A 23,033-nucleotide genomic window follows, 5' to 3' on the forward strand; every position below is an offset into this window, starting at 1 on the left:
GCCGCCGATGCTGCCAAAGTTCCCATCAGCCATCGCATCAAGAAATGCGCCTGGAACGACGACTATCTCATCAATGCCATCACTCATATGCGATAGCCCTGCCCAAGTGGGGGAGATGTCCGGCAGGACAGAGGGGGGCGCGACAGAACTCGGCGTTGGTCTTGGTTCTCTCCCCAAGGAGAAAAACTACCGCCGCAACACCGCGCTCAGCACATCCCTGACGCCGATGGCGCCGACGAAGCGCGATTGGTCGTCGAATAGCGCCACGGGTGCTGTCTGTGAGCGATGCATGGCCAGCATCACCGTCTTCAGCGAGGTGCCGGGATTGGCCCAGAACACCTGCGCCGTCTCCTCCGGCTGAGCCTCGACGTCGGCGCAGGAGACCCACACCGCCGGCTTGCCGTCGCGCTCGGCCGCCGCCACCAGCCCATGCTCGTCGATCTTGAAGCGCGTCGTCTTGCGGCGGTCGAGCCACACCCAGCCGTTTTCGCCATGTTCGAGGTCGCGGCGGTCGCGCATGACGTTCCAGGCGGTCAGCACCGAGAGCGGGTTCACATTGGCGATGAAGTCGCGGACATAGTCGTTGGCAGGCCGCAGCACGATGTCTTCCGGCGCGCCGGTCTGCACGATGCGCCCGCCCTCCATGATGGTGATGTGGGTGCCGATCTTCAGCGCCTCCTCGAGGTCGTGGCTGACGAAGATGATGGTCTTCTTCAGTTCGGCCTGAAGCTGCAGCAGCTCGTCCTGCAGCTTGGTCCGGATCAGCGGATCGAGCGCCGAGAACGGCTCGTCCATCAGCAGGATCGGCGCCTCGGTGGCGAAGGCGCGCGCCAGGCCGACGCGCTGCTGCATGCCGCCGGAAAGCTCATGCGCGTATTTCTTCGACCACTGGTCGAGATGAACCAGCTTCAGCTGTTTGCTCACCCGCTCCTTGCGCTCGGCTTCCGGTACGCCGGCGAGCTCGAGGCCAAGGCCGACATTTTCCTCCACTGTGCGCCAAGGCAGCAGGCCGAACTGCTGGAACACCATTGCCACCTGCTTTTGCCGCAACCGCCGAAGCGTCGCCTCGTCGCAGGTGACGACGTCGACCGTACCATCGCCGTCCTTGACCAGCACCTGGCCGCGCGAGACGACGTTCAGCCGGTTGACGGCCCTGAGCAGCGTCGACTTGCCGGAGCCGGACAGGCCCATCAGCACCGAAATCTCACCCTCGTGCACGGTGAGGCTGGCACCGGCACAGCCCAGCACGTTACCGGTCTGTTCGAGGATCTCGGCACGGGTGGCGCCGCTGTCGATCAGCGCCAGCGAACCGGCCTGGTCGGCGCCAAAGACGATGTCGACATTCCTGAAATCGACGGCGACGGTCATTTCTTGCCTCCCACGCCGATGCGCGTCATTCGATCAAGCACGATGGCGAGCACGACGATGGCCAGACCTGCCTCAAGCCCGAGGTCGATCCGGCGCGACCCGAGCGCCCGGTTGATCTCTGTGCCGAGGCCGCCGGCGCCGATCAGGGCGGCGAACACCACCATCGACAGCGACAACATGATCGATTGGGTCAGCCCAGCCATGATGGTCGGCAGTGCCGAAGGCAGCTCGACCTTCCACAGCAGCTGGCGCTTGGTGGCGCCGAACGCTTCGCCCGCCTCGACGATCGATTTCGGCACCGAGGTGACGCCGAGATGGGTGAGCCGAACCGAGGTCGGGATGACGAAGATGATGGTGACGATCAGGCCGGGCGCGTTGCCGAGGCCGAACAGGGTCAGCACCGGGATCAGGTAGACGAAGGTCGGCAGCGTCTGCATCAGGTCAAGTACCGGCAGCATGACGCGATAGATCTTCGGCTTGTGCGCGGCCCAGATGCCGAGCGGCACGCCGATAGCCATCGAGACGGCGGCGGCGGCAACGACCAGCACCAGCGTCTCCACCGTCTGCTTCCACAGGTTCTGGTTGAGGATGAACAGCAATCCGATGAACACCGCTAGGGCCAGGCCTTTCGAACGCTGCAGGAAATAGGCGAGCAAAGCGATCAGGGCGATCAGCAGAACCGGCGGCAGCAACAGCAGCCCGTCGACGATGCCGTCGAGCAGGAAGTTGAGGCTGTTGGAGAAAGCCCTGAAGACGGTGTCGAAATTGTCGGTGAGAAAGCCGAAAAACGCCTTCCCCCACGCGCCAACGGGGATCTTGTAGCTGACCAGGAATTTGGAGATCGGATCCATCTAGCCCCTCTTCTGCCGGCGCCGTCCTTTGCCGGACGGTCATCTTGTCACAGGATATGAAAAAGGGCAGCCATTTCTACCGTGGCTGCCCCTCGTCTTGTCGTGCAAGCGGTCAGGTCAGCTTCCGAGCGCTGTTTTCACCGCTGCCGCCGCGTCGCCGCCGTCGAAGGTGGTGACGCCGGCGATCCAGGGAGCAACCGCGTCCGGGTGCTTCTTCAGCCAGTCGGTCGCGACCGTATTGGCGTCGCCACCCTTCAGGATCGCGTCCATCATCTCGCCTTCCATGTCCAGGTTGAACTTCAGGTTGGTGATGAACTTGCCGGCGTTCGGGCACTCGGTCGTATAGCCCTTGCGCACGATCGTATGCACGGTGGCGGCGCCGAAGCCAGTGTCGCCCATGCCGTCGAGATAGGTGATCTTCATGGCGCCCATCACCGGATGCGGCGTCCAGCCGAGGAAGGCGATCCATTCATTGTTTTTGATCGACTGCTCGGCCTGGGTGAGCATGCCGGCTTCGGACGATTCGACCAGCTCGAAGCCTTCGAGATTGTCGGCCGGGTTCTTGATCATGTCGAGGATGATACGATTGCCGTCATTGCCGGCCTCGATGCCGTAGATCTTGCCGTCGAACTTGTCCTTGAACTTGCCGAGATCGGTCAGCGTCTTGACGCCGGCGTCGGCGACATAGGTCGGCACGACGATGCCGTAGCCGGCACCGCTCAAATTCTCGCTCACGGTCTCGATGGAGCCTTCTGCGGTGTAGTCCTTGATGTCGTTGGTCATCGACGGCATCCAGTTGCCGAGGAAGACATCGAGGTCCTTGTTCTTCAGCGACGCCATCGTCACCGGCACCGAAAGCTGGATTACCTGCGGCTCGTAGCCGAGCGCGGTGAGCAGCACCGAGGCTATACCGGTTGTCGCCTGGATGTCGGTCCAGCCGACATCCGACAGACGAACCGCCTTGCAGCTTTCCGGATCGCCGGCGAAGGCCGCAGTCGTGGATAGAAAAGCCGCCAGGCCGAGACCGGCGACGAATGAATTCATGCGCGACATAGAAATTCTCCCATTTCAGTTCTCGGTGAAGCGAAGTGGCGGTTTTATCTCCACCTTTGTTCCGTCAGCCAAACACCATTCTGCTGCGGTTTCAAGCACTAAGGCAACCACGATCAACGGCGCAGGCTGGTCGATCAACGACACGCCCGCCGCTTTCCGGATGGAAGTCGTCTTTTCCCGGTGGAATGTAGGCGCTCCCCCTCCCCGCTTTGTTGCAACTCGGCTTAAAAGGACGGCATGGCCAAGCTGTACTTCCACTATGCGACGATGAATGCCGGCAAGACGACGATGTTGTTGCAGGCCTCGTATAATTACCGCGAGCGCGGCATGACGACGATGCTGTTCATCGCCGGCCACTATCGCAAGGGCGATACCGGGCTGATCTCGTCGCGTATCGGCCTGGAGACGGAAGCCGAGATGTTCCGCGACGGCGACGACCTATTCGCCCGGGTCGCCGAGCATCATGACCACGCCACGGTCCATTGTGTCTTTATCGATGAGGCGCAGTTCCTCGAAGAGGAGCAGGTCTGGCAACTCGCCCGCATCGCCGACCGGCTGAACATCCCGGTCATGTGCTACGGCCTGCGCACCGATTTCCAAGGCAAGCTGTTTTCCGGCTCGCGCGCCCTGCTGGCGATCGCCGACGACCTGCGCGAGGTGCGCACCATCTGCCGCTGCGGCCGCAAGGCGACGATGGTGGTGCGCCTCGGCGCCGACGGCAAGGTGGCCAAACAGGGCGAACAGGTGGCGATCGGCAAGGACGTCTATGTCTCGCTCTGCCGCCGCCATTGGGAAGAGGAAATGGGCCGCGCCGCCCCAGACGATTTCATCGGCTTCACCAAAGCCTAAACCAGCGCTATTGCTTTCATCCGACCTCCCGGCTGACATTCGTTCCGCAATCGCGCCATTGCAGCCTTTGTTGAGCGTGCCGCCTATTTTGATCCACTGCCAGAGCCGTCGGGAGTTCCCATGCTTCGAGTAATTTCGTCTGCAACTGCTTTCCTCATCGCCGGCGTTGTTGCCGCGCATGCCGACGGCGATGCTGCTCTCGGCAAAAAGGTCTTCAACAGATGCATGGTCTGTCACGAGGCAACGAGCGACCGCGACAAGGTCGGCCCGCATCTGCTGGGTGTCGTCGGCCGCACCGCCGGCACCGCGGACAGTTATCTCAGCCGTTACTCGCAGGCGATGAAGGATGCCGGCGCCGCCGGTTTGGTCTGGGACCAAGCAAACCTTGCCGAATACCTGCGCGCACCCCGGCAGAAGATCCCCGGCAACAAAATGGCCTTCTCCGGCCTGACCAGCGACGATGACATCGCCAACGTCATCGCCTACCTCAAAGCCGATCCCAAGCCCTGAGCGTCGCTCCCGCGCAAAAGTCCAGCCGAGGTCGAAGCGGTGCCTGACCGGCCGGCAGTTACAGCGTAATCATGGCTTGATTATCCTGCAGTCGCCTCCTGAAATTCTTTGTTTTCCTGTAATCCCATGTCTTCCGTCTTTCATTCGCCAAACCCGGCACATATATTCGCGGCGGTTTGCGAAACGAAACCGATGCCGAAGCGGGAGGCCCCAATGGCGACATTGCAGAATTTCGATGCCGAGATTGCCAAGACCAAGCAGGTCGTGCAGGACATGCGCACCAAGATTGAGCAGTCCGGTGCCGTGCTCGACACGCTCGCCACCGCCGACAAGAGGATCGGCGACGCCAATTTCGACATCGAGAATGCCCGCATCGAGGATGTGCTGAAGCAGCAGAAGGTGATGGAAGGCAATATCGCCGACCTGATCATCGGCCTCGAGGACGCCACCAACGTCTTCGGCGCCGAATTCGAGAGCATGAAGAACTACACCGGCTGGGAAAGTTTCGTCGGCGTCTTCTCCAGCCAGCGCAAGCAGCGCATGCGCACCGACCGCGTCCGCAACATGTCGCTGGCCGGCAATTTGCAGGAACTGCTGGCGAAGTCCGACACCATCGTCGGCATCCTCAAGGCGCAGAAGCAGGTTCTCGACACGCGCTACAAAACCTCCGAGGCCAGCCTGTCGCAGGTGATCGAGCGCCGCAAGACCACGATGTCCAATCTCGAGACCGTGCAGAAGCGCATCGAGGAGCTCAACCCGATGCTGCTCGACATCGAGAACAAGATCGCCGCCTCGACCAGCCAGAAGGAGCGCACGCAGCTTGAAGGCGAGCGTTCGAAACTGGCCACGGAATACAACGAGAAGCAGGCCAAGGAGCAAGAATTGCTGGCCGAAAGCCAGACGCTGGAGCGCTACACCTCGATGTTCCAGACCTTCGTCGATTCGCTCAACAACCAGATCGCGGCGCAATCGACGCTGATCAACAAGCTGACCATCGATACCGAGCAGCGCATCGTGCTGTACAAGGCGCTGGAAGATTCGCTGAAGACCGCCGCCCAACAGGATGTCGCCCACAAGATCAACACGCTGGGCAGCCAGGTCGACAACACCGCCGAAGAGACGATGGCCGGCATTGGTGCTGCCTCGCAGAAGCACATTGGCGATCTGCTTGAAATGCACGAGAAGAACATGGTCGCCACCGCCGACATCCAGCGCCGCAAGAAGCTCGCCGACGATGCCTTCGCCCGCCGCTTCGACGACGTGATGAAGAAGCACAATTCGGCAAATTACGTGCAGTCGTAATTGCTGCACGTGCACTGCTCCCAAGGGCTGGCAGCATGACCCCCGAAAACGAAGCGGCGGCGCGCTATTTCTCGGCGATCGCGGCGGCACTTGGCGGCCTCGAAGTGTTCATGCGCGACGATCGCTCGCCGCTCTACCGGCATGGCATCGTCGCCAAGATCGTCGCCGAATACATCGCGCGGCTCGACAAGTCGTTCTCGTGTTGGCGCAACCGGCTGGGCTTCACCGAGACGTTCCGCATCTCGCGCGCCGAAAGCGGTTTTCCGGTCTTCCAGAACCTGCTCGAGCTGGAAAACGACCGCCGCCAGGCCGATGCGCGCCTCGCCAACCTCCCGTTGGCCGACGAGCTGCGCGAGGAAATGGCGGACTTCATCCTGCGCCACAAGGAATTCCCCGAAGCGCTGCAGAAGTCGATGGCCGAGCGGCTCTACCTCGAAGACGTCAAGAGCGAGACCACCTTTGGCCCGTTCACGCTGGCCCAGACGGCCAAGGTTTCGGTCAATCCGAAGACGTTGCGGCCCTATTATCTGGTCCACTGGGCCTGCTTCGACGGCAGCGCCAACCTGCCGCTGGTCTATATGCTGACGGTCGAGGATTCCTCCGACGACATGATCCGGCAGCTGGTCGACTCCGGCGGCAAGCTTAATGAGAGGGTCGACATTCCGCTGCCGGTCGACGGCTTGCTCAATCCCGAGCTCGCCCACCGTTTCGACGATTTCACCGAGAAGAATTCCGCCTACACGCTGTCGCCGGCGACCATCGCGGTCAACCTCGACAAGGATTTCGAACCGCTGCATCCCAAGCAGCTGCGTCGCGTCGTGCTCGGCCCGTTCTATTCTGCAGGGATTACCGACAACAATTCGACGGTAAGCGAAGTGCTGGCCAAGGTGCGCAAGCCGGAAAACGCCTGGCTGCTGACCTGGACCATCCAGGAGGTCTTTTCCAAGGCCGAGAAGCCAGGCCGCAAGGGGCTGTTCTCGAGCGAAAAGACGACGCAGGAATTCTTCATCAATACCGACGATCTCGAGGCCGCGCGCCAGGGCGTGTCGAGCTATGAGAACCATGCGCTGATCCCGCACGAGGCCTATCAGGCGCTCTATGCCGCCGGCGAGGCGCAGAAGATCTTTTCGGGCTACAAGGTCCACATCCTGTCCAAAGGGCAGGTCATCAGCGACGTCTGACCGTCAAATCGCGGAGCATCTTCCATGGACACCGGCCTGACCACCATCCCGGAAGCGGCAATTGAAAAGCACCGCGCCACTGCGCAAAGTTTCATCACCCGCATCGTCGTGCTGGAAGACCCATCGCGCGAGTCCGGCACAGCGCTTGCCGGCACCAACCGCCGCTTCGTCTCGACCGTCTCGGTCGGCTCGGTTCGCCGCACGCGCGAGGTCGAGCTCGCCAAAACCGTCGCCGCCGTCCATCCCGACGACCAATTGCTGACCATACCGCAGCACATGCTGTTGTTTCGCGCTCGGCGCGGGGCGGCAATAGCGCTAGCCATATCGGATGTCTTCGCCGAAGGCTCGGACCTCGAAAGCCTGCAGGCGAAAAACGCCCGCGCGCCGCTCGAAGGCGACGAAGCTGCCACCTTCAAGAAGCTGCTGTCGGCCTCTGCCTACATCTCCGCCTTCAGCCTCGCCTCCTATTTGTTCCAGCTGATCGACAGCGACGGCGAGGCGCCGAACGACACGCCCGAGCCGGACTTTCTGTTCGACACCCCGCAGGATGCGGTGAAGTCGATCGTGGCCGGGCTCGACAGGGCGATAGCAGGTTCGAAGGACGACGCCGACCTGATGACCCGGGCCCGCGCCTTTGCCCGCGTAGCCATCGACGGGCTGTTGGCGCGAAAGGGCCGCTTCGACGGCATCGGCCCGTTCGAGAACGCCCATATCCGCATCGACGTCGACGATTTTACCCTCGATGGTTTCGACGTCGCCCCTGGCAAGCGGGCAAAACCGCTGGTGATGACCTTCAAGAAACCGGAAGAGGTCGTCGGCAACCACATCGCCAAGTACCAGTCGGTAAAGCTCGCCAAGATGCTGATGGCGTACGACTTCGAGCGCGAGCTGAACCCATTCGTCGAGCTTGGCGGCTTCCTGTTCACGTTTATCGGCGACGGCGCGCCCGGCACCGGCAAGACGACGCTGATCCAGATGATCGCCGGCCTTCTCAACGGCTACTGCCAAGTCGCCGGCTATCCCTTCGCCTACGAAAATTTCGGCGTCGACCAGATCTCCTCCTACCAGGGCAAGTCCGGCCAGAACTGCCGCCAGTTCATCAACAATGTGCTGAACCCGCGCGTCATCGGCTTCGGCACCATCGACGATATCGACCAGGTCGCCGCACGCCGCTCAGACGACCGCGCCTCGGCCGGCCAGCAGGAAATCACCGGTGTGCTGATGGACGCATTTGCCGGCGCGGCAACCGTGGTGCGCGGCAATTGCTCGTTCGGCATGTTTTCCAACTATCCCGAAAACGTTGACGACGCATTGCGCCAGCGCGCCGGCGCCCGCTGGCTGGTCGACGGCCCGCAGAGCCGCGACGACTACATCGACATCTTCGTCCTGCTCGCCGGCAAGAACCACAAGATCCCGCTCGGCGACCACAAGCTCTATGCCGCTCAGGAAATCCAGCGCGCGGTGATGGAGGCTTACGAGGAGCATGAGAAGCCGCAGGAAGACGGGCTGATGAAGGTCTATGAGCGCTACATGAAGGAGAACGGCGCGCCGAAGTCGATGGCCGATATCGGCACCTATCTGCACTTGATCAAGGATGCCGAGCCGCGTTTCACCGGCCGCGCCATCAAGAACGTCACCGACGCGATCAAGATGCGCGCCATGGACATCGAATTGCCCGACGAGTGGTTCGAAAAGCCGGAAGCCTTCATGCACAAAAGCTACGACGACAAGAAGGCGATGATCGAGGAACTGCGCGGGCCGTTCTCGATGGACATGGTCATGCAGGAGATCAACCGCTATGCGGATTCCGAATTCCGCTATTCCGACAAGTCGGACGATGCGGCGGTGACCAAGATGATCCGCGACACCCGTCTGCGGGAGCGTGCCGTCCGCGAGATCGAGGAGTTGAAGAAGAAGGGAATGTGGAATGCGTGATCTTCCTTCTCACCGGATAGCACTGTTTCCGGTGCGATGCATAAGCTCCCACAGCAACGCTGAAAGACGTGGCTCAAACGCTGACGCCCCCCTCTCCCCGTTCTTCACGGGGAGAGGGTAAGGGTGAGGGGCAGCGCATGCGTGGGCCAGAAATAGACACAACCAAGCGCGCAAGGCGCCTGCGTCAATCCGACAACGATGCAGAAACCGCGCTCTGGCTGGAGTTGCGCGACCGCAGACTGAACGGCCATAAATTCGTACGGCAGTTGCCGATAGGCTCTTACTTCGTCGATTTCGCCTGCAGAGACTGCCAGCTCGTCGTCGAAGTCGATGGCAGTCAGCATGTCGGCAGCCAATATGATCGAATCCGAGATCGCTTCATCGTCTCCGATGGCTGGTCTATCCTTCGCTTTTGGAACGTAGACGTATTGAAGGAGCGGGAAGCAGTCCTTGAAACAGTGGTGGCTGCGATCGAAGGGCGCCTCGAACGCCATATCGAAACGCGTGATCTTCGATTTGTCGCCGCCAAAGGCTATGGAGAGACATGTCCTTGACCGTTTGCGCTGCCCCTCACCCTTACCCTCTCCCCGTGAAGAACGGGGAGAGGGGGGCGTCAGCGTTGGAGCTCGGTCATCCAGCGCAAGATCCGTTGGGACTACGCGCATGAGCCCTGCCAAGAAACCCGACCTGCTACGCGACAACGAGCTGATCTACGGCCGGCTGCTGACGGTCGACGAGCCGCATCTGATCCAGCGCTACAACAAGGCGATGGTCGCCTTCGGGCTGAAGCCGACCAAGCTGAAAAGCTTCGAGATCGACCGTACCGGCTTTTCGCCGCAGGTCGCCGAGGAATGCGGCGACTACAGCTACCTCGATCCGAACGAGGTCAACCGCCGCTTCATCATCCTGACGCCGTCGCAGATCGACCTGCCGGTGGTGCACACGGCTTTCTCCAACACCTCGCTGCTGATGTACGAGTTCATGTCGAAGAACCAGCGCGCCATCGATGCGCTGACAATCAAGGACGTCATCTACGGCGAGATCGAGGATTCAGTCCCCAAGGTCGACGACATCGAGGATCTGCTGTCGATCAATCAGGTCGAGTTCAAGGTGCTGTCGGCCGAGGACGTGCTGGGCAAGGCCGCCGAGCTCGGCAAGCTGGTCGACCGGCTGAAGCAGGAACCGGATGCCTGGCGCGACAATGCCATGCTTGCACACATGGTCGAGCTGGCGAAGGTCTGCGGCGACATCCGCGAGAATGCGCTGGTGCCGGACCAGGTGATCTTCCGCCACAACGCCTATTGGACCAGCCATTTCGGCGGGCTCTATGTGTTCGTCGATCCCGACGTGACGACGGTGATCAGCGACCCGGCAGCGCCCGGCTTCCGCCGCTCGCGGCCGTGGCAGGTGAGCTATCTCTCGATCCATGACGCCGACAAGGTGTTCAAGTTCCTCGCTTCGACCGGCCGCATCGAGCTGCCTCGCGCCTCATGGATCGAAACCTCCGGCTATCTCGAGCATCGCGCCGAAATGGTGGTGCGCGCCCTGATCCGCGACGCCGAGCCCGACCGCAATCTGACCGACGTCGATAAGGTCTGGCTGCAGACCTGGATCCACGGCCACGCCGATCTGATCACCAGGGACGGCAATTTTCCCTTCCTCAACGCCGCCAAGCGCGAGATCGCCCAACTTGGCCATCTCAAGATAGAGGATGTGTTCCCGCAGCAGCGCTTCCTGGTGATCCGCGCCAAGCCGGACCATCAAGACGCCTGGCTGACCAACCAGCTGATCTCGGACTTCGTGCCGCAGGACTTCGTCTCGCGTTACGTCTTCAACAAGCCGGGCTTCTACAGGGATTATGACGGCTTCAGCGACGCTTGGCGATCGCATGTTGTGGACGTTCTGAAAACCACATATTTGAAGGACAAGGTGGCGTTTCGCACACGCCTCTACGGCTTGACTGACTGAGGGGGTGACATCGCCATGCTTGATCCGATCGTGAATTTCTTCACCCGGATTTTCCAGTGGATTGGCCGCGGCATCGGCTTGCTCATCGGCGCGATCCTGTGGCCGTTCCTATGGGCGGGGCGCTGGTACACGCAACGCGGCTGGATCCTGAAGGCGGTGCTCGGCCTGGCTGTCGTCGTGCTGATCGGCCTCTACATTAATTTCTTCTACGCCACCCAGTGGTGGAACAATTTCGACCCGAATTACGTCGACAAATACACGTTCGAAAAGCGCAACAGCTCCGCCGGTGAACAGGTCTCTGCAGGCGCCGGCACCGACACGGCCAAGACCTGCGGAAATTCAGCCATTGCCCAGGTTGCGGCCGACCTGACCGACTTCAACGTCAACCAGAATGCCTGGGTGTCGTCGATGATCCTCTACAAGCTCGGCCTGTTCGGCATCGACTGGGACCACACGCCGTTCATGGACAACAAGGCTTCGTTCCAGCGCGGCATCAACCAGGCGGTGCGGCGCACGGCGACCGAGCTTGCCGACAATCTCGGCCGCGTCCGCACCACCTCGCAGATCGACGCCGACCTGCAGGACGCCCGCGGCAATCTGCAGTTCGATGAGGAAACCTGGTACTTCGGCTTGAACCCGTTTGGTCCCAAGACGCCGACGCCGAGCTATTATCGCGACGCGGTGCGCAAGCTGCGTTCCTTCAACGCCCGTCTGGCAGCCTGCCAGGCCACGTTCGATGCCCGCGCCGACAATCTCAAGCAGTATATCGACCGCATCTCGTCCGACATCGGCTCGACCTCGGCGATCCTCAAGGAGCGTGCCGAAAACCACAACAATGGCTGGTTCGACACCCGTGCCGACGACCGCTTCTGGTTCGCCTATGGCCAGCTTTATGCCTATTACGGGCTGATGAAGGGCGCGCAGGCCGACTTCGAGGACGTCATCAAGGAAAAGCACCTGCAGAACCTGTGGGATACGATGGACGCGCAATTCGTCTCGGCGCTGCGCATCCAGCCCTTCATCATCGCCAATGGCCGCGAGGACGGCTGGCTGTTGCCGACACATCTGACGACGATGGGGTTTTACATACTCAGGGTCCGCTCGAACATGGTCGAGATCAGCAACGTGCTGACGCAGTAGCGGATTGTTCCGCGCAGCCGGCGCTGGTGAATTTGCGCCGTTGCTTCTGTCGCTTTTCGCGTATTACGCGGCTGTTTTGAGACGGCGGAACCGCGCCTGCTCTGGCTTCTATACGGCGCGGCGACCGGCGCGAAAAAAGAACCTGTAGCAGGGCAGCCGACCGCAGAGGCACTTTCTTCGTAGGAAACATAGTTGCATGAAAGTTGACGCCGCGGCAGCGACAGGGGTAGAACATGCCCGCGCCTGCAGTGCCGGGCTTGCGACCACAGTAATCGAATCCGTTCAATTCAGAGGGAAGCCGTCATGGCCGAAGTGAAGTCCGACATCGAGATCGCGCGCGGCGCCAGGAAGAAGCAGATCCAGGAGATCGGCCAGAAGATCGGCATTCCGAGCGAACATCTTCTGCCCTACGGCCACGACAAGGCGAAGATCTCGGCCGAGTTCATCAAGTCGGTGAAGGGCAACAAGGACGGCAAGCTGATCCTCGTGACCGCCATCAACCCGACACCGGCCGGCGAAGGCAAGACGACGACGACGGTGGGCTTGGGCGATGGCCTCAACCGCATCGGCAAGAAGGCCATCGTCTGCATCCGCGAGGCTTCGCTCGGACCGAATTTCGGCGTCAAGGGCGGTGCCGCCGGCGGCGGCTACGCGCAGGTCGTGCCGATGGAGGACATGAACCTCCACTTCACCGGCGATTTCCATGCCATCACCACCGCCCATAACTTGCTGTCGGCGCTGATCGACAACCACATCTATTGGGGCAACGAGCTCGGCATCGACACCCGCCGTGTCGTCTGGCGCCGCGTCATGGACATGAACGACCGGTCGCTGCGCGAGATCATCTGTTCGCTCGGCGGCGTCGCCAACGGTTTCCCGCGCGAGGCCGGTTTCGACATCACAGTCGCCTCGGAAGTCATGGCCATCCTGTGCCTGTCGACCGACCTGAAGGACCTGGAAAAGCGCCTCGGCGACATCATCGTCGCCTATCGTCGCGACAAGTCGGCCGTCTATGCCCGCGACCTCAAGGCCGACGGCGCGATGGCCGTACTCTTGAAGGACGCCATGCAGCCCAATCTCGTGCAGACGCTGGAGAACAACCCGGCTTTCGTCCATGGCGGCCCCTTCGCCAACATCGCGCATGGCTGCAACTCCGTCGTTGCCACCACGACGGCGCTGAAGCTTGCCGATTACGTCGTCACCGAAGCCGGTTTCGGCGCCGACCTCGGTGCCGAAAAGTTCTTCGACATCAAATGCCGCAAGGCCGGCCTGAGGCCGGCAGCGGCGGTCATCGTCGCCACGGTTCGCGCCATGAAGATGAATGGCGGCGTCAAGAAGGAGGAACTCGGCAAGGAGAACGTCGAGGCGGTCAAGAAGGGATGTGCGAATCTCGGCCGCCACATCGAGAACATCCGCCAGTTCGGTGTGCCGGCCGTGGTCGCCATCAACCATTTCTACTCCGACACCGAGGCAGAGATCCAGGCGATGAAGGATTATGTCGCCTCGATGGGCGAAGAGGCGATCCTGTGCAAGCACTGGGCTCAGGGATCGGCCGGCATCGAGGAACTGGCCAAAAGAGTCGTGGCGTTGGCCGAATCCGGCGCGTCGCAATTTGCCCCGCTCTATCCCGACGCCATGCCGCTGTTCGAGAAGATCAACACCATCGTCCAGCGCATCTATCGCGGTTCCGAAGCGATCGCCGACAAATCGGTGCGCGACCAGCTCCACGCCTGGGAGCACGCCGGCTACGGTCATTTGCCGGTCTGCATGGCCAAGACGCAATATTCCTTCTCCACCGATCCGAATCTGCGCGGCGCGCCGACCGGCCACACCGTGCCGGTGCGCGAGGTCAGGCTGTCTGCCGGCGCCGGCTTCGTCGTCATCATCTGCGGCGAGGTGATGACCATGCCCGGTCTGCCCAAAGCGCCATCCTCGGAAAAGATCTTCCTGAACGAAATGGGCCAGATCGAGGGCCTGTTCTAAGGATATCAACGCTCGAACGGCAAAGGGCGCCGCAACGCTGCGGCGCCCTTCTGCCTGCTCGCAATAGTCTCCTACGCCGCGCTTCGCGCCAGCGCGCGCTGGTTGGAGGCATAGGGTGTGTCGTGCTGGGGGACCACGCCGGTCTTCAGGCAATCGATCCATTCGGCGGTTTTGAGAACGGCCGCGAAGCGCGACTGCAATACGATCGTCACGACGCGATGGATTTCCTCGCCCGAAGCGTAGCCGGCGCTGTTGGCGTAGGGCAACGACCCCGTCGCGTCCGACAGGAACTCGACCTCAAAACCCATATGCACGGCATTGATGACCGTGGACAGATCGCAATTATGCGTCATGTAGCCGATTACCGTGATCGTATCGATAGAGTTGGCGCGCAGCCACTCCTCTAAATCCGTGCCGGTGAAGGCGCTGGGCAAGTTCTTTTCGATGTAGTGGTCGCGGTTTCGCCTGGCGATTTCCGGGTGCAACTCGGCGCCATGGCTGCCCTTGGCGAAGACCGATGAGGTTTCCGGTGCCAACTGCTTGATGACCACCACCTTGACGCCTGCCTCGGTGGCCGCGTCCATCGCTCGCGCAACATTGACGACGCTCTCGCGGAACGGCGGATGCTGGATGGCGAGGTTGCCGCCGTCATAGTCGTTCTGAACATCGATGACGATGAGGGCGCGGCGTGGAGCTTTGCCTTTGGCTGGGTCCGACATGGGGTTTTCCTTTCCCGTTTGGCATTGATGGGTGGACGATAAGCGCGGCGCCGGATCGCAAAAAGTGTCCCGATTGACATTGTTCGAAAGAATTGGGACAATCGGTGTCACCCTTTGCTGGAGCTCCCATGGCCGATCCTGTCGTTGCCGCCATCGCCTTCGATGGCATCAGCCCGTTTCATCTCTCCGTGCCGTGTCTCGTGTTCGGCGCGGATCGCACGACGCTCGGCCTGCCGCGCTTCGACTTCCGGGTCTGCGCGATTGAGAACGGGCCGATCCGCACTGATGCCGGGCTGACCATCAGCGTCCCGCACGGGCTTTCAGCGCTCGATGATGCCGACATCGTCATCGTGCCGAGTTGGAAGAATCTCGGGATCTCACCGCCGACGACACTGATCGAGGCGTTGCTTGGCGCGCACGAGCGCGGCGCGCTGATTGTCGGACTGTGCTTGGGAACGTTCGCTGTCGCGGCGACCGGATTGCTTTCGGGGCGGCGAGCCGCGACGCACTGGGCCTACGCGGATCAGCTGCAGGAACTCTATCCCGACATTCTCGTCGAACCAGAAGTGCTCTACATCGACGATGGCGATGTCGTGACATCCGCCGGCGTAGCCGCCGGGCTTGACTGCTGCCTGCACGTCGTACGGGCTCGTTACGGCGCGGAGGCAGCGCTTCGCCTTGCCCGGCAGATCGTGCTTTCTCCGCATCGGCAGGGCGGGCAGGCGCAATTCATCGAACGTCCCATCGCCAGGACCGGCAATGCGGACCGCTTCACCCAGGCTCTCGAAACGGTGCGCAAAACCCTGAGTGATCCGCACAGTCTGGACAGCGTTGCCGGTCTCGCCGGCCTCACTCGCCGGACGTTCACGCGCCGTTTCCAGAAAACGATCGGCACCAGTTTCGGCGACTGGCTGACCGACCAGCGTGTGCAACTGGCGCAGCGGCTGCTGGAAGCAACGGAAAAATCGATGGATACGGTTGCCTTCGAGGCCGGCTTCGGCAGCGCCACCTCGCTGCGCCAGCATTTCGCAGCGCGGCTCAGAACCTCGCCCGTGCAATACCGGCGCGAATTCTCGAGGAGTGTCGATTTGGATAGACGCGGCGCTTCACGCTGATCCGGCTCACCCGCTCCTGATTACCCGTGCCGGATTGCCGACCACCGTGGTGTTCGCCGCCACGTCGCGCGTCACCACGGCACCGGCGCCGACGATGGCGCCATCACCGATCCTGACCCCGCCGAGGATGATGGCACTGCCGCCGATCCTGACATTGTCGCCGATCTCGACCGGCCTGGCGATCTCCAGCCCTGCCCGCCGCCCGGCAGCCTGCTTGTGGTGCTCGGCGCAATAGATCTGCACATTCGGGCCGAGCAGCGTTCCCTTGCCGATGCGGACTTGCGCCGTATCGAGAATGGTGCAGCCGGCATTGAGGAAGACGCGGTCGCCGAGAAAGATGTTGAAGCCATAAGCGCAGTGGGACGGCGCTTCGATCCGGGCGCCCTCGCCTGCAGCGCCGAGCAGCGCCCGCAAGGCAGGCCGATATCGCCGCGCTGTCGTGGTGGCAGGCTGTTGTGCTCGAACACCGCGTCGCGTGCCGTGATCCGCAGCGCCTCCAGTTCCGGGTCGAGGCAGCAATACCACTCGCCCGCCGCCATTTTCGTGCGTTCGCTCCCCGTCATGGCCGCAACTCCAGTCTCAATCTTTGCCAAGCACAACTGGTGAAAATACGGAAGCGCCGGCGGCGACACCACCTCTGGTCAAATACCGGACCTATGGTAGCTTGCTCTCTCGGACCTGTCCCAAGCCGGCCATCGAGGGATCAATCATGCTGTACATTCTTGCACTCCTGATTGGCATCGTTGCCGGGCTTCGCGCCATGACTGCGCCCGCCGCGGTCGCCTGGGGCGCCTGGCTAGGCTGGTTGCCGGTCACCGGCACCTGGGCGAGTTTCATGGGTCACTGGATCGCCGTCGGCATCTTCACCATCCTGGCCATCGCCGAACTGGTCACCGACCAGCTGCCATCGGCGCCGAGCCGCAAGGTGCCGCAGCAATTCGGCACGCGCATCGTCTTGGGCGCTTTCACCGGCGCGGTGATCGGCGCCACCGGCGGCGCCACCATCGGCGGCCTGATCGCCGGCGCCGTCGGCGCGGTGATCGGCACGTTGGGCGGCGCCGAGGCGCGTAAACGCCTGGCCACCGCCTTCGGCAAGGACCCGCCCGCCGCCTTCATCGAGGACGCGGTGGCGATCGTCGGCGGGCTTCTGATCGTGGCGGCGGTGGCATGACGGCAAAGACATTCGACGCCATCATCGTCGGTGCCGGGCAGGCCGGCCCACCGCTCGCCGGCCGGCTGAATGCGGCCGGCATGAGCGTGGCGCTGATCGAGCGAAAGCTGGTCGGCGGCACTTGCGTCAATACCGGCTGCACGCCGACCAAAACGATGGTGGCAAGCGCCTATGCCGCGCATCTCGCCCGCTGCGCCGCGGACTACGGTGTGACGCTCTCCGGTCCCATCGGCGTCAACTACAAGGCGATCAAGGCGCGCAAGGACAAAGTCTCGAACGATGCCCGCGGCAATCTCGAAGACTGGATTGCCGGCATGGACAAATGCACGCTCTATCGCGGCCATGCGCGCTTCGTGACCGCCAATACGGTGCGCGTCGGCGACGATCTGCTGAGCGCCGAAAAGATCTTCCTCAACACCGGCGGCCGCGCCTCGGTGCCCGACCTGCCCGGCATCGACGGCATTTCTTACCTGACCAATTCGTCGATGATGGATCTCGACGTGCTGCCGCGCCATCTCATCGTCGTCGGCGGCAGCTATGTCTCGCTCGAATTCGCGCAGATGTTCCGCCGCTTCGGTTCCGAAGTCACGGTCATCGAAAAGAGCCCGCGCCTGATCGGCCGCGAGGACGATGACGTCTCGGACGCCATTTTGTCGATCCTCGAAAACGAAGCCATTGCCGTCCATCTCGGCGCCGACGATATCCGCTTCGCCAGGCGAGGCAACGAAATCGCCGTGACCTTCTCGCCAGGCAAGGCGGCTGCGGTCGGCTCGCATGTGCTGCTGGCCCTGGGCCGCACGCCAAACACCGACGATCTCGGCCTCGACAAAGCCGGCGTCGAGGTCGACAAACGCGGCTTCATCGTCGTCGACGACCAGCTGCGCACCAGCGTGCCCGGCATCTGGGCGATGGGCGACTGCAACGGCAAGGGCGCCTTCACCCACACCTCGTACAATGACTACGAGATTGTCGCCGCCAACCTGCTCGACAACGATCCGCGCAAGGTCAGCGACCGCATCGAGGCCTATGCGCTCTATATCGACCCACCACTCGGCCGCTGCGGCATGACCGAAGCCGCGGTAAGGAAATCCGGCCGCCGCGCCCTTGTCGGCCAGCGGCCAATGACCCGCGTCAGCCGTGCCGTCGAAAAAGGTGAGACGCAAGGCTTCATGAAGATCCTGGTCGATGCCGACACCAAGGAAATCCTCGGCTGTTCGGTGCTCGGCCCGGGTGGCGACGAGGCAGTGCACTGCGTGCTCGATCTGATGTATGCCAAGGCGCCAGTCAGTACGCTGGCGCGCGCGGTGCACATCCACCCGAACGTCTCGGAGCTTCTGCCGACCATCGCCCAGGAATTGAAGCCGCTGGCATAGGCCGGGCGCAGGCGTTATCTCGCGATCCTTTGAGCGCCAAGCCCGGATAGAGCCGTGCGCCCATAGCGCGAAAAGCTGGACCAATCGACAGTGTATTGGCGAAAGGGCATGTGTTCGGTCTCGTTTCCTGGAGACAGTCCATGCAGAAATCCATCGAACGCATCGCCGGCGACAGCGAGGGCGTTTCCTACGAATTCCCCGTCTTCCGCTTCACCGGAACGGACAAGACAGCGCCTTCGGCCTATCTGCAGGCGGCACTTCATGCCGGCGAATTGCCGGGCGTCGTTGCCATCGATGCGCTGATGCCGATGCTCAGCAGGGCGGAAGCCGAAGGCCGCATCAGCGGCAATATGACCATCGTGCCCTGGGCCAATCCGATCGGCCGCGCGCAATATCTCTATGGCGACCATCAGGGCCGCTTCCATCTGGGGACGCGCACCAATTTCAATCGCGGCTTTCCGCGGCTCGCCGCGCCCGACCTCACGCTCCTGCCGGCGCACGGCACGGTCGATCAGCGGCTGAAGACGCGGCTGCTGCAGCTCTCCATCGGCCACGACATCGTGCTCGACCTGCACTGCGACGATGAAGGCCTCGCCTACCTCTACGTCCACACCAGCCTGTGGCCGGCCATGGCGGATTGTGCGGCGGCTATGGGCGTCGATGCGGTGATGCTGTGGCACGAAGATCCCGACGGCACCTTCGAAGGCGCCTCGATCATGCCGTATCAGAACGTTCCCGCCGACGTCGCGCGCCTCGATCGGCGCGTCGCCACCACCGTCGAATATCGCGGCATACTCGACGTCGACGGCGCCCTCGCCAGCGCCGACGCCGAAGGGCTCTACCGGCTGCTGGTGGCGCGCGGCGTCATCCGGGATCAGGCGCTGCCCGCGTCTGGCAGCTTCGGAGGACTCGTCGCGCCGATCGAAAATATCGAGATGATGCCGGCGCCCCGTTCGGGCGCGATCCTCTACCACGTGAAGCCGAGCGACCGCGTCACCAAGGGTGCGCGCCTTGCCACCATCGTCCACGCGCCGGGTGAGCCCGACGGCCGCACGGAAGTGTTGGCGCCCCAGGCCGGCCTCATCCTGACACGCCGCTCGCGCCGCATAATTCGCGCCGGCGAGGACCTCTTGAAGCTGGTCGGCGACAGGAAGAGTGCCGATGCAAGGTCGGGGACGCTGGAGGACTGACGCAACCCGCCAGGCTACCCCGAAATCGCCTGTCGCGCCTTGGACTCCAGCCATTCGGCCATCTGCCGGTAAGGCACCGGACCATGGCTCACGCGGGCGACGCCGAGTTCGGCAAGCCTCTGGCGCGGCGGCACATGCGCCAGTGCAATGATGTTGACCGGCAATGCCGTTGCCTGGCAGAGCGCCTCGATCAGGCCTTCATCGGCAAGCCCCGGCGCAAAGAAGCCATGCGCTCCGGCCCTTTCGTAGGCGTGCGCCCGCTCGATCGCCTGATCGAGGAGAGCCTTGTCGTGCGCATCCGGTTTCGCCTTCAGGAAAATGTCGGTTCGGGCGTTAATGAAGGCCGGAATACCCGAGGTCTTCACGGCCGCCGCGGCGGCTTCGATCCGCCTCACCTGTATGGCGATGTCGTGCAGCCCACTGCCGCCGACAATCTGATCCTCGAAATTAAAGCCGACGGCTCCAGCCTGCACGGCGAGCCCTACGCTGCGGGCGACAACCTCCGGAGCGACCCCGTAACCGCCCTCGAGGTCCATGGTTACCGGCAGATCCACCGCCGCAACGATGCGTTTGATGTTTTCGAGCGCCAGTTCCAACGGGATTTTCTCGCCATCGGCGAATCCGAAAGCGGCCGCGACCGGCCAGCTTCCGGTGGCGATGGCCTTGGCCCCTGCTTGCGCGATGATCTTGGCGGAGCCTGGGTCCCAGGCATTGTAGAGGACAATCGGGTTGCCCTTGACATGGAGGGAATGGAACGTCCGTGCGCGGTCGATCTGCTCGGTCATCGATGTTTTCCCGTCTTCCTGCTGTTTGATGCAGAGTCTAGGCAGGACTGCCGGTCTTGGCCATGTGCCATGGGTTGCGAAAGCAGCAGCCACCCCACAGACTTTCAAACCTGTTGCGCATACCGCTTTTCGCGGCTATGGATTTCGCCATGAATATGCGTTCGATCAAGACCATTTGGTGGTGGGCTCGCTGACAGCGGCCTGTTCGAACGCGTTCGCGTGACAATAGAAGGTGGCCGCAGCGGAATGTCCGGGCGGCCATTTGTTTTTTCAAGCCATTCCCGGGTCCGTTGCCCCAAAGACGCTGATGGAGACGGCAATGACGACGAAAATTCTGGAGAATGGCGCCGAGCGCTTCGTCACCGCGGGTGGCGTGGCGATTACCCGCCAGCGCCATGACCGGCCATATGAGGGCGCGATCGACGGCTATGTCGATGGCCTGAATTCGCGCCGCGGCGCCGTGTTTTCCTCGAATTACGAATATCCCGGCCGTTATACGCGCTGGGATACCGCCATCATCGATCCGCCGCTGGTGATCTCGGCACGCGGCCGCGCCATGCGCATCGAGGCGCTGAACCGCCGTGGCGAGGTGCTTTTGCCGGTGATCGGTACGGTGCTTGCCGGCCTTGACGATGTCACGATCGCCGAGACGTCGAACAAACTCATCCGCCTCGAGGTCGCCAAGCCCGGCCGTGTCTTCACCGAAGAGGAACGCAGCCGCGTTCCCTCCGTGTTCACCGTGCTGCGCGCCATCACTGCTTTGTTCAAGACCGAGGAAGACGCCAATCTCGGCCTCTATGGCGCCTTCGGCTACGACCTCGCCTTCCAGTTCGATCCGGTCGACTACAAGCTCGAGCGCAAGCCAAGCCAGCGCGATCTCGTGCTGTTCCTGCCCGACGAGATCCTCGTCGTCGACCACTATTCCACCAAGGCCTGGACCGACCGCTACGACTATTCCGGCGACGGCTTTTCGACCGAAGGCCTGCCGCGCGACGAAATCGTCGAGCCGTTCAGGACCGCCGACCGGATCCCGCCGCGCGGCGACCACGAGCCCGGCGAATATGCCAAGCTGGTGCGCAAGGCGATGAAGAGCTTTGAGCGCGGCGACCTGTTCGAAGTGGTGCCGGGGCAGATGTTCTACGAACGCTGCGAAACCCAGCCCTCCGAGATTTCCCGCAAGCTGAAGAGCATCAATCCCTCGCCCTATTCCTTCTTCATCAATCTCGGCGAGGGCGAATATCTGATCGGCGCCTCGCCGGAAATGTTCGTTCGCGTCAACGGCCGCCGCGTCGAGACCTGCCCGATCTCCGGCACTATCAAGCGCGGCGACGATGCCATTTCCGATAGCGAGCAGATCCTCAAGCTGCTCAATTCCAAGAAGGACGAGTCCGAACTCACCATGTGCTCGGATGTCGACCGCAACGACAAGTCGAGGGTCTGCGAGCCGGGCTCGGTGCGCGTCATCGGCCGTCGCCAGATCGAGATGTATTCGCGCCTGATCCACACCGTCGACCACATTGAGGGACGGCTGCGCGAAGGCATGGACGCCTTCGACGCCTTCCTGTCGCATGCCTGGGCCGTCACCGTCACCGGCGCGCCGAAATTATGGGCCATGCGCTTCATCGAGCAGAACGAGAAGAGCCCGCGCGCCTGGTATGGCGGGGCGATCGGCATGGTCAATTTCAACGGTGACATGAACACTGGCCTGACGCTTCGCACCATCCGCATCAAGGACGGCATTGCCGAGGTGCGCGCCGGCGCCACGCTGCTCTTCGACAGCATACCCGAAGAAGAAGAAGCCGAAACCGAACTGAAGGCATCCGCCATGATCTCCGCCATCCGCGACGCCAAGTCAGGCAATGCCGCCAGCACCGAACGCAGCACCGCGCGGGTCGGCGATGGCGTCAACATCCTGCTGGTCGACCACGAGGACTCCTTCGTCCATACGCTGGCCAACTATTTCCGCCAGACCGGCGCCAATGTCTCGACGGTGCGCACGCCGGTGCCGGACGAGGTCTTCGACCGGCTGAAGCCAAACCTGGTCGTGCTGTCGCCCGGCCCCGGCACGCCGAAGGACTTCGACTGCGCCGCCACCATCAAGCGAGCCCGTGCGCGCGACCTGCCGATCTTCGGCGTCTGCCTCGGGCTGCAGGCGCTGGCCGAGGCCTATGGCGGCGAGCTGCGGCAATTGCACATCCCGATGCATGGCAAGCCGTCGCGCATCCGCGTGTCGAAGCCGGGCATCATCTTCTCCGGCCTGCCCAAGGAGGTGACGGTCGGCCGCTATCATTCTATCTTCGCCGATCCGGTGCGGCTGCCCGATGGTTTTGTCGTTACCGCCGAGACCGAGGACGGCATCATCATGGCCTTCGAGCACCGCAAGGAGCCGATCGCCGCTGTGCAGTTCCACCCGGAATCGATCATGACGCTCGGCCACAATGCCGGCATGCGCATCATCGAGAACATCGTCGCGCACCTGCCGCGCAAGGCCAAGGAAAAGGCCGCTTAATTCGAGGGCTCAGTGTTGGGATTTCTTCCCC

The 23,033-nt window shown here is 62.5% G+C and carries 20 protein-coding genes and 2 pseudogenes; 14 read left to right on the forward strand and 8 right to left on the reverse strand.

The features are described 5' to 3' along the window. Positions 1-186: 186 nt before the first annotated feature. From choV to NKI22_RS07445, 4 genes are all read right to left on the reverse strand, one after another. The gene (choV, locus tag NKI22_RS07430) at positions 187-1,368 is read right to left on the reverse strand and encodes a choline ABC transporter ATP-binding protein (RefSeq protein ID WP_023719229.1); all 1,182 of its coding nucleotides are present in this window, start codon (positions 1,366-1,368) and stop codon (positions 187-189) included. Next, positions 1,365-2,219 carry a choline ABC transporter permease subunit gene (choW, locus tag NKI22_RS07435; protein WP_352640762.1) on the reverse strand — a complete coding sequence of 285 codons (855 nt, stop codon included), beginning with the start codon at positions 2,217-2,219 and terminating at the stop codon, positions 1,365-1,367. Before choW ends, choV begins: the two co-directional genes overlap by 4 nt. A gap of 117 nt (positions 2,220-2,336) precedes the next feature. Further along, positions 2,337-3,272 carry a choline ABC transporter substrate-binding protein gene (gene choX / locus NKI22_RS07440; RefSeq protein WP_352591725.1) on the reverse strand — a complete coding sequence of 312 codons (936 nt, stop codon included), beginning with the start codon at positions 3,270-3,272 and terminating at the stop codon, positions 2,337-2,339. A gap of 15 nt (positions 3,273-3,287) precedes the next feature. Beyond that, on the reverse strand, positions 3,288-3,416 hold the full coding sequence (locus NKI22_RS07445; protein ID WP_280940418.1) for a hypothetical protein: 129 nt from the start codon (positions 3,414-3,416) through the stop codon (positions 3,288-3,290). 93 nt (positions 3,417-3,509) lie between these two features. Between NKI22_RS07445 and NKI22_RS07450 the strand changes: the two genes are divergently transcribed. The 9 genes from NKI22_RS07450 (at position 3,510) to NKI22_RS07490 (ending at position 14,140) form a co-directional block, all read left to right on the forward strand. After that, the gene (locus NKI22_RS07450) at positions 3,510-4,121 is read left to right on the forward strand and encodes a thymidine kinase (RefSeq protein WP_023719232.1); all 612 of its coding nucleotides are present in this window, start codon (positions 3,510-3,512) and stop codon (positions 4,119-4,121) included. 120 nt (positions 4,122-4,241) lie between these two features. Continuing rightward, a complete protein-coding gene (locus NKI22_RS07455) occupies positions 4,242-4,631 on the forward strand; it encodes a c-type cytochrome (protein ID WP_352640760.1) in 390 nt (129 codons plus the stop codon). A gap of 213 nt (positions 4,632-4,844) precedes the next feature. Then, positions 4,845-5,933: a hypothetical protein gene (locus tag NKI22_RS07460; RefSeq protein WP_352715467.1), complete on the forward strand. Its 1,089-nt coding sequence runs from the start codon at positions 4,845-4,847 to the stop codon at positions 5,931-5,933. 35 nt (positions 5,934-5,968) lie between these two features. After that, the gene (locus tag NKI22_RS07465; protein ID WP_352591710.1) at positions 5,969-7,114 is read left to right on the forward strand and encodes a hypothetical protein; all 1,146 of its coding nucleotides are present in this window, start codon (positions 5,969-5,971) and stop codon (positions 7,112-7,114) included. 24 nt (positions 7,115-7,138) lie between these two features. Further along, on the forward strand, positions 7,139-9,049 hold the full coding sequence (locus NKI22_RS07470; RefSeq protein ID WP_352591707.1) for an AAA family ATPase: 1,911 nt from the start codon (positions 7,139-7,141) through the stop codon (positions 9,047-9,049). A 137-nt stretch (positions 9,050-9,186) separates the two neighbouring features. Then, positions 9,187-9,603, forward strand: a complete 417-nt coding sequence (locus NKI22_RS07475) for an endonuclease domain-containing protein (protein WP_084642682.1) — start codon at positions 9,187-9,189, stop codon at positions 9,601-9,603. Positions 9,604-9,712: 109 nt separating this feature from the next. Further along, positions 9,713-11,017: a DUF6638 family protein gene (locus tag NKI22_RS07480; protein ID WP_023719238.1), complete on the forward strand. Its 1,305-nt coding sequence runs from the start codon at positions 9,713-9,715 to the stop codon at positions 11,015-11,017. A 15-nt stretch (positions 11,018-11,032) separates the two neighbouring features. Continuing rightward, on the forward strand, positions 11,033-12,157 hold the full coding sequence (locus NKI22_RS07485) for a DUF2333 family protein (protein WP_023719239.1): 1,125 nt from the start codon (positions 11,033-11,035) through the stop codon (positions 12,155-12,157). A gap of 303 nt (positions 12,158-12,460) precedes the next feature. Beyond that, positions 12,461-14,140, forward strand: a complete 1,680-nt coding sequence (locus NKI22_RS07490; protein ID WP_352494783.1) for a formate--tetrahydrofolate ligase — start codon at positions 12,461-12,463, stop codon at positions 14,138-14,140. A 71-nt stretch (positions 14,141-14,211) separates the two neighbouring features. Here the strand turns inward: NKI22_RS07490 and NKI22_RS07495 are convergent, their stop codons facing one another. Further along, entirely contained in the window at positions 14,212-14,859 is a 648-nt protein-coding gene (locus tag NKI22_RS07495; protein ID WP_352958336.1) for a cysteine hydrolase family protein, read from the reverse strand. A gap of 128 nt (positions 14,860-14,987) precedes the next feature. Between NKI22_RS07495 and NKI22_RS07500 the strand changes: the two genes are divergently transcribed. Then, complete coding sequence (locus tag NKI22_RS07500; protein ID WP_352817941.1) at positions 14,988-15,974, forward strand: helix-turn-helix domain-containing protein; 987 nt, start codon at positions 14,988-14,990, stop codon at positions 15,972-15,974. A gap of 18 nt (positions 15,975-15,992) precedes the next feature. Here NKI22_RS07500 and NKI22_RS31435 read toward each other — a convergent pair. Further along, positions 15,993-16,100: pseudogene (locus tag NKI22_RS31435) on the reverse strand (sugar O-acetyltransferase); the annotation flags it as partial. A gap of 359 nt (positions 16,101-16,459) precedes the next feature. Beyond that, positions 16,460-16,537 (reverse strand): annotated as a pseudogene (locus NKI22_RS31440) (maltose acetyltransferase domain-containing protein); the annotation flags it as partial. A gap of 146 nt (positions 16,538-16,683) precedes the next feature. Here NKI22_RS31440 and NKI22_RS07510 point away from each other — a divergent pair. The 3 genes from NKI22_RS07510 to NKI22_RS07520 all read left to right on the forward strand — a co-directional run bounded on the left by NKI22_RS07510 (position 16,684) and on the right by NKI22_RS07520 (position 19,708). Beyond that, a complete protein-coding gene (locus NKI22_RS07510) occupies positions 16,684-17,145 on the forward strand; it encodes a DUF4126 domain-containing protein (RefSeq protein WP_352482058.1) in 462 nt (153 codons plus the stop codon). After that, positions 17,142-18,518: an FAD-containing oxidoreductase gene (locus NKI22_RS07515; RefSeq protein ID WP_352494781.1), complete on the forward strand. Its 1,377-nt coding sequence runs from the start codon at positions 17,142-17,144 to the stop codon at positions 18,516-18,518. Before NKI22_RS07510 ends, NKI22_RS07515 begins: the two co-directional genes overlap by 4 nt. Positions 18,519-18,658: 140 nt before the next feature. Continuing rightward, a complete protein-coding gene (locus tag NKI22_RS07520; protein WP_352817939.1) occupies positions 18,659-19,708 on the forward strand; it encodes a M14 family metallopeptidase in 1,050 nt (349 codons plus the stop codon). Between the two features lie 14 nt (positions 19,709-19,722). On the opposite strand, the gene NKI22_RS07525 is transcribed toward NKI22_RS07520, so the two are convergent. Then, positions 19,723-20,493 carry an isocitrate lyase/PEP mutase family protein gene (locus tag NKI22_RS07525; protein WP_023719246.1) on the reverse strand — a complete coding sequence of 257 codons (771 nt, stop codon included), beginning with the start codon at positions 20,491-20,493 and terminating at the stop codon, positions 19,723-19,725. A 319-nt stretch (positions 20,494-20,812) separates the two neighbouring features. Here NKI22_RS07525 and NKI22_RS07530 point away from each other — a divergent pair, with 319 nt between their 5' ends. Further along, positions 20,813-23,002, forward strand: a complete 2,190-nt coding sequence (locus tag NKI22_RS07530) for an anthranilate synthase (RefSeq protein WP_352494779.1) — start codon at positions 20,813-20,815, stop codon at positions 23,000-23,002. The last annotated feature ends 31 nt before the right edge of the window (positions 23,003-23,033 follow it).

This window comes from Mesorhizobium sp. M0778, from assembly GCF_040320105.1.
Taxonomy (GTDB): Bacteria; Pseudomonadota; Alphaproteobacteria; order Rhizobiales; family Rhizobiaceae; genus Mesorhizobium.

Coding starts and splice junctions, on each gene's coding strand:
- NKI22_RS07490 (WP_352494783.1), top strand. CDS start 12,461: ATGGCCGAAGTGAAGTCCGACATCGAGATCGCGCGCGGCGCCAGGAAG.
- NKI22_RS07480 (WP_023719238.1), top strand. CDS start 9,713: ATGAGCCCTGCCAAGAAACCCGACCTGCTACGCGACAACGAGCTGATC.
- choX (WP_352591725.1), bottom strand. CDS start 3,272: ATGTCGCGCATGAATTCATTCGTCGCCGGTCTCGGCCTGGCGGCTTTT.
- NKI22_RS07530 (WP_352494779.1), top strand. CDS start 20,813: ATGACGACGAAAATTCTGGAGAATGGCGCCGAGCGCTTCGTCACCGCG.
- NKI22_RS07520 (WP_352817939.1), top strand. CDS start 18,659: ATGCAGAAATCCATCGAACGCATCGCCGGCGACAGCGAGGGCGTTTCC.
- NKI22_RS07450 (WP_023719232.1), top strand. CDS start 3,510: ATGGCCAAGCTGTACTTCCACTATGCGACGATGAATGCCGGCAAGACG.
- NKI22_RS07470 (WP_352591707.1), top strand. CDS start 7,139: ATGGACACCGGCCTGACCACCATCCCGGAAGCGGCAATTGAAAAGCAC.
- NKI22_RS07495 (WP_352958336.1), bottom strand. CDS start 14,859: ATGTCGGACCCAGCCAAAGGCAAAGCTCCACGCCGCGCCCTCATCGTC.
- NKI22_RS07515 (WP_352494781.1), top strand. CDS start 17,142: ATGACGGCAAAGACATTCGACGCCATCATCGTCGGTGCCGGGCAGGCC.
- NKI22_RS07525 (WP_023719246.1), bottom strand. CDS start 20,493: ATGACCGAGCAGATCGACCGCGCACGGACGTTCCATTCCCTCCATGTC.
- NKI22_RS07465 (WP_352591710.1), top strand. CDS start 5,969: ATGACCCCCGAAAACGAAGCGGCGGCGCGCTATTTCTCGGCGATCGCG.
- NKI22_RS07485 (WP_023719239.1), top strand. CDS start 11,033: ATGCTTGATCCGATCGTGAATTTCTTCACCCGGATTTTCCAGTGGATT.
- NKI22_RS07510 (WP_352482058.1), top strand. CDS start 16,684: ATGCTGTACATTCTTGCACTCCTGATTGGCATCGTTGCCGGGCTTCGC.
- NKI22_RS07460 (WP_352715467.1), top strand. CDS start 4,845: ATGGCGACATTGCAGAATTTCGATGCCGAGATTGCCAAGACCAAGCAG.
- NKI22_RS07455 (WP_352640760.1), top strand. CDS start 4,242: ATGCTTCGAGTAATTTCGTCTGCAACTGCTTTCCTCATCGCCGGCGTT.
- NKI22_RS07500 (WP_352817941.1), top strand. CDS start 14,988: ATGGCCGATCCTGTCGTTGCCGCCATCGCCTTCGATGGCATCAGCCCG.
- NKI22_RS07475 (WP_084642682.1), top strand. CDS start 9,187: ATGCGTGGGCCAGAAATAGACACAACCAAGCGCGCAAGGCGCCTGCGT.
- choV (WP_023719229.1), bottom strand. CDS start 1,368: ATGACCGTCGCCGTCGATTTCAGGAATGTCGACATCGTCTTTGGCGCC.
- choW (WP_352640762.1), bottom strand. CDS start 2,219: ATGGATCCGATCTCCAAATTCCTGGTCAGCTACAAGATCCCCGTTGGC.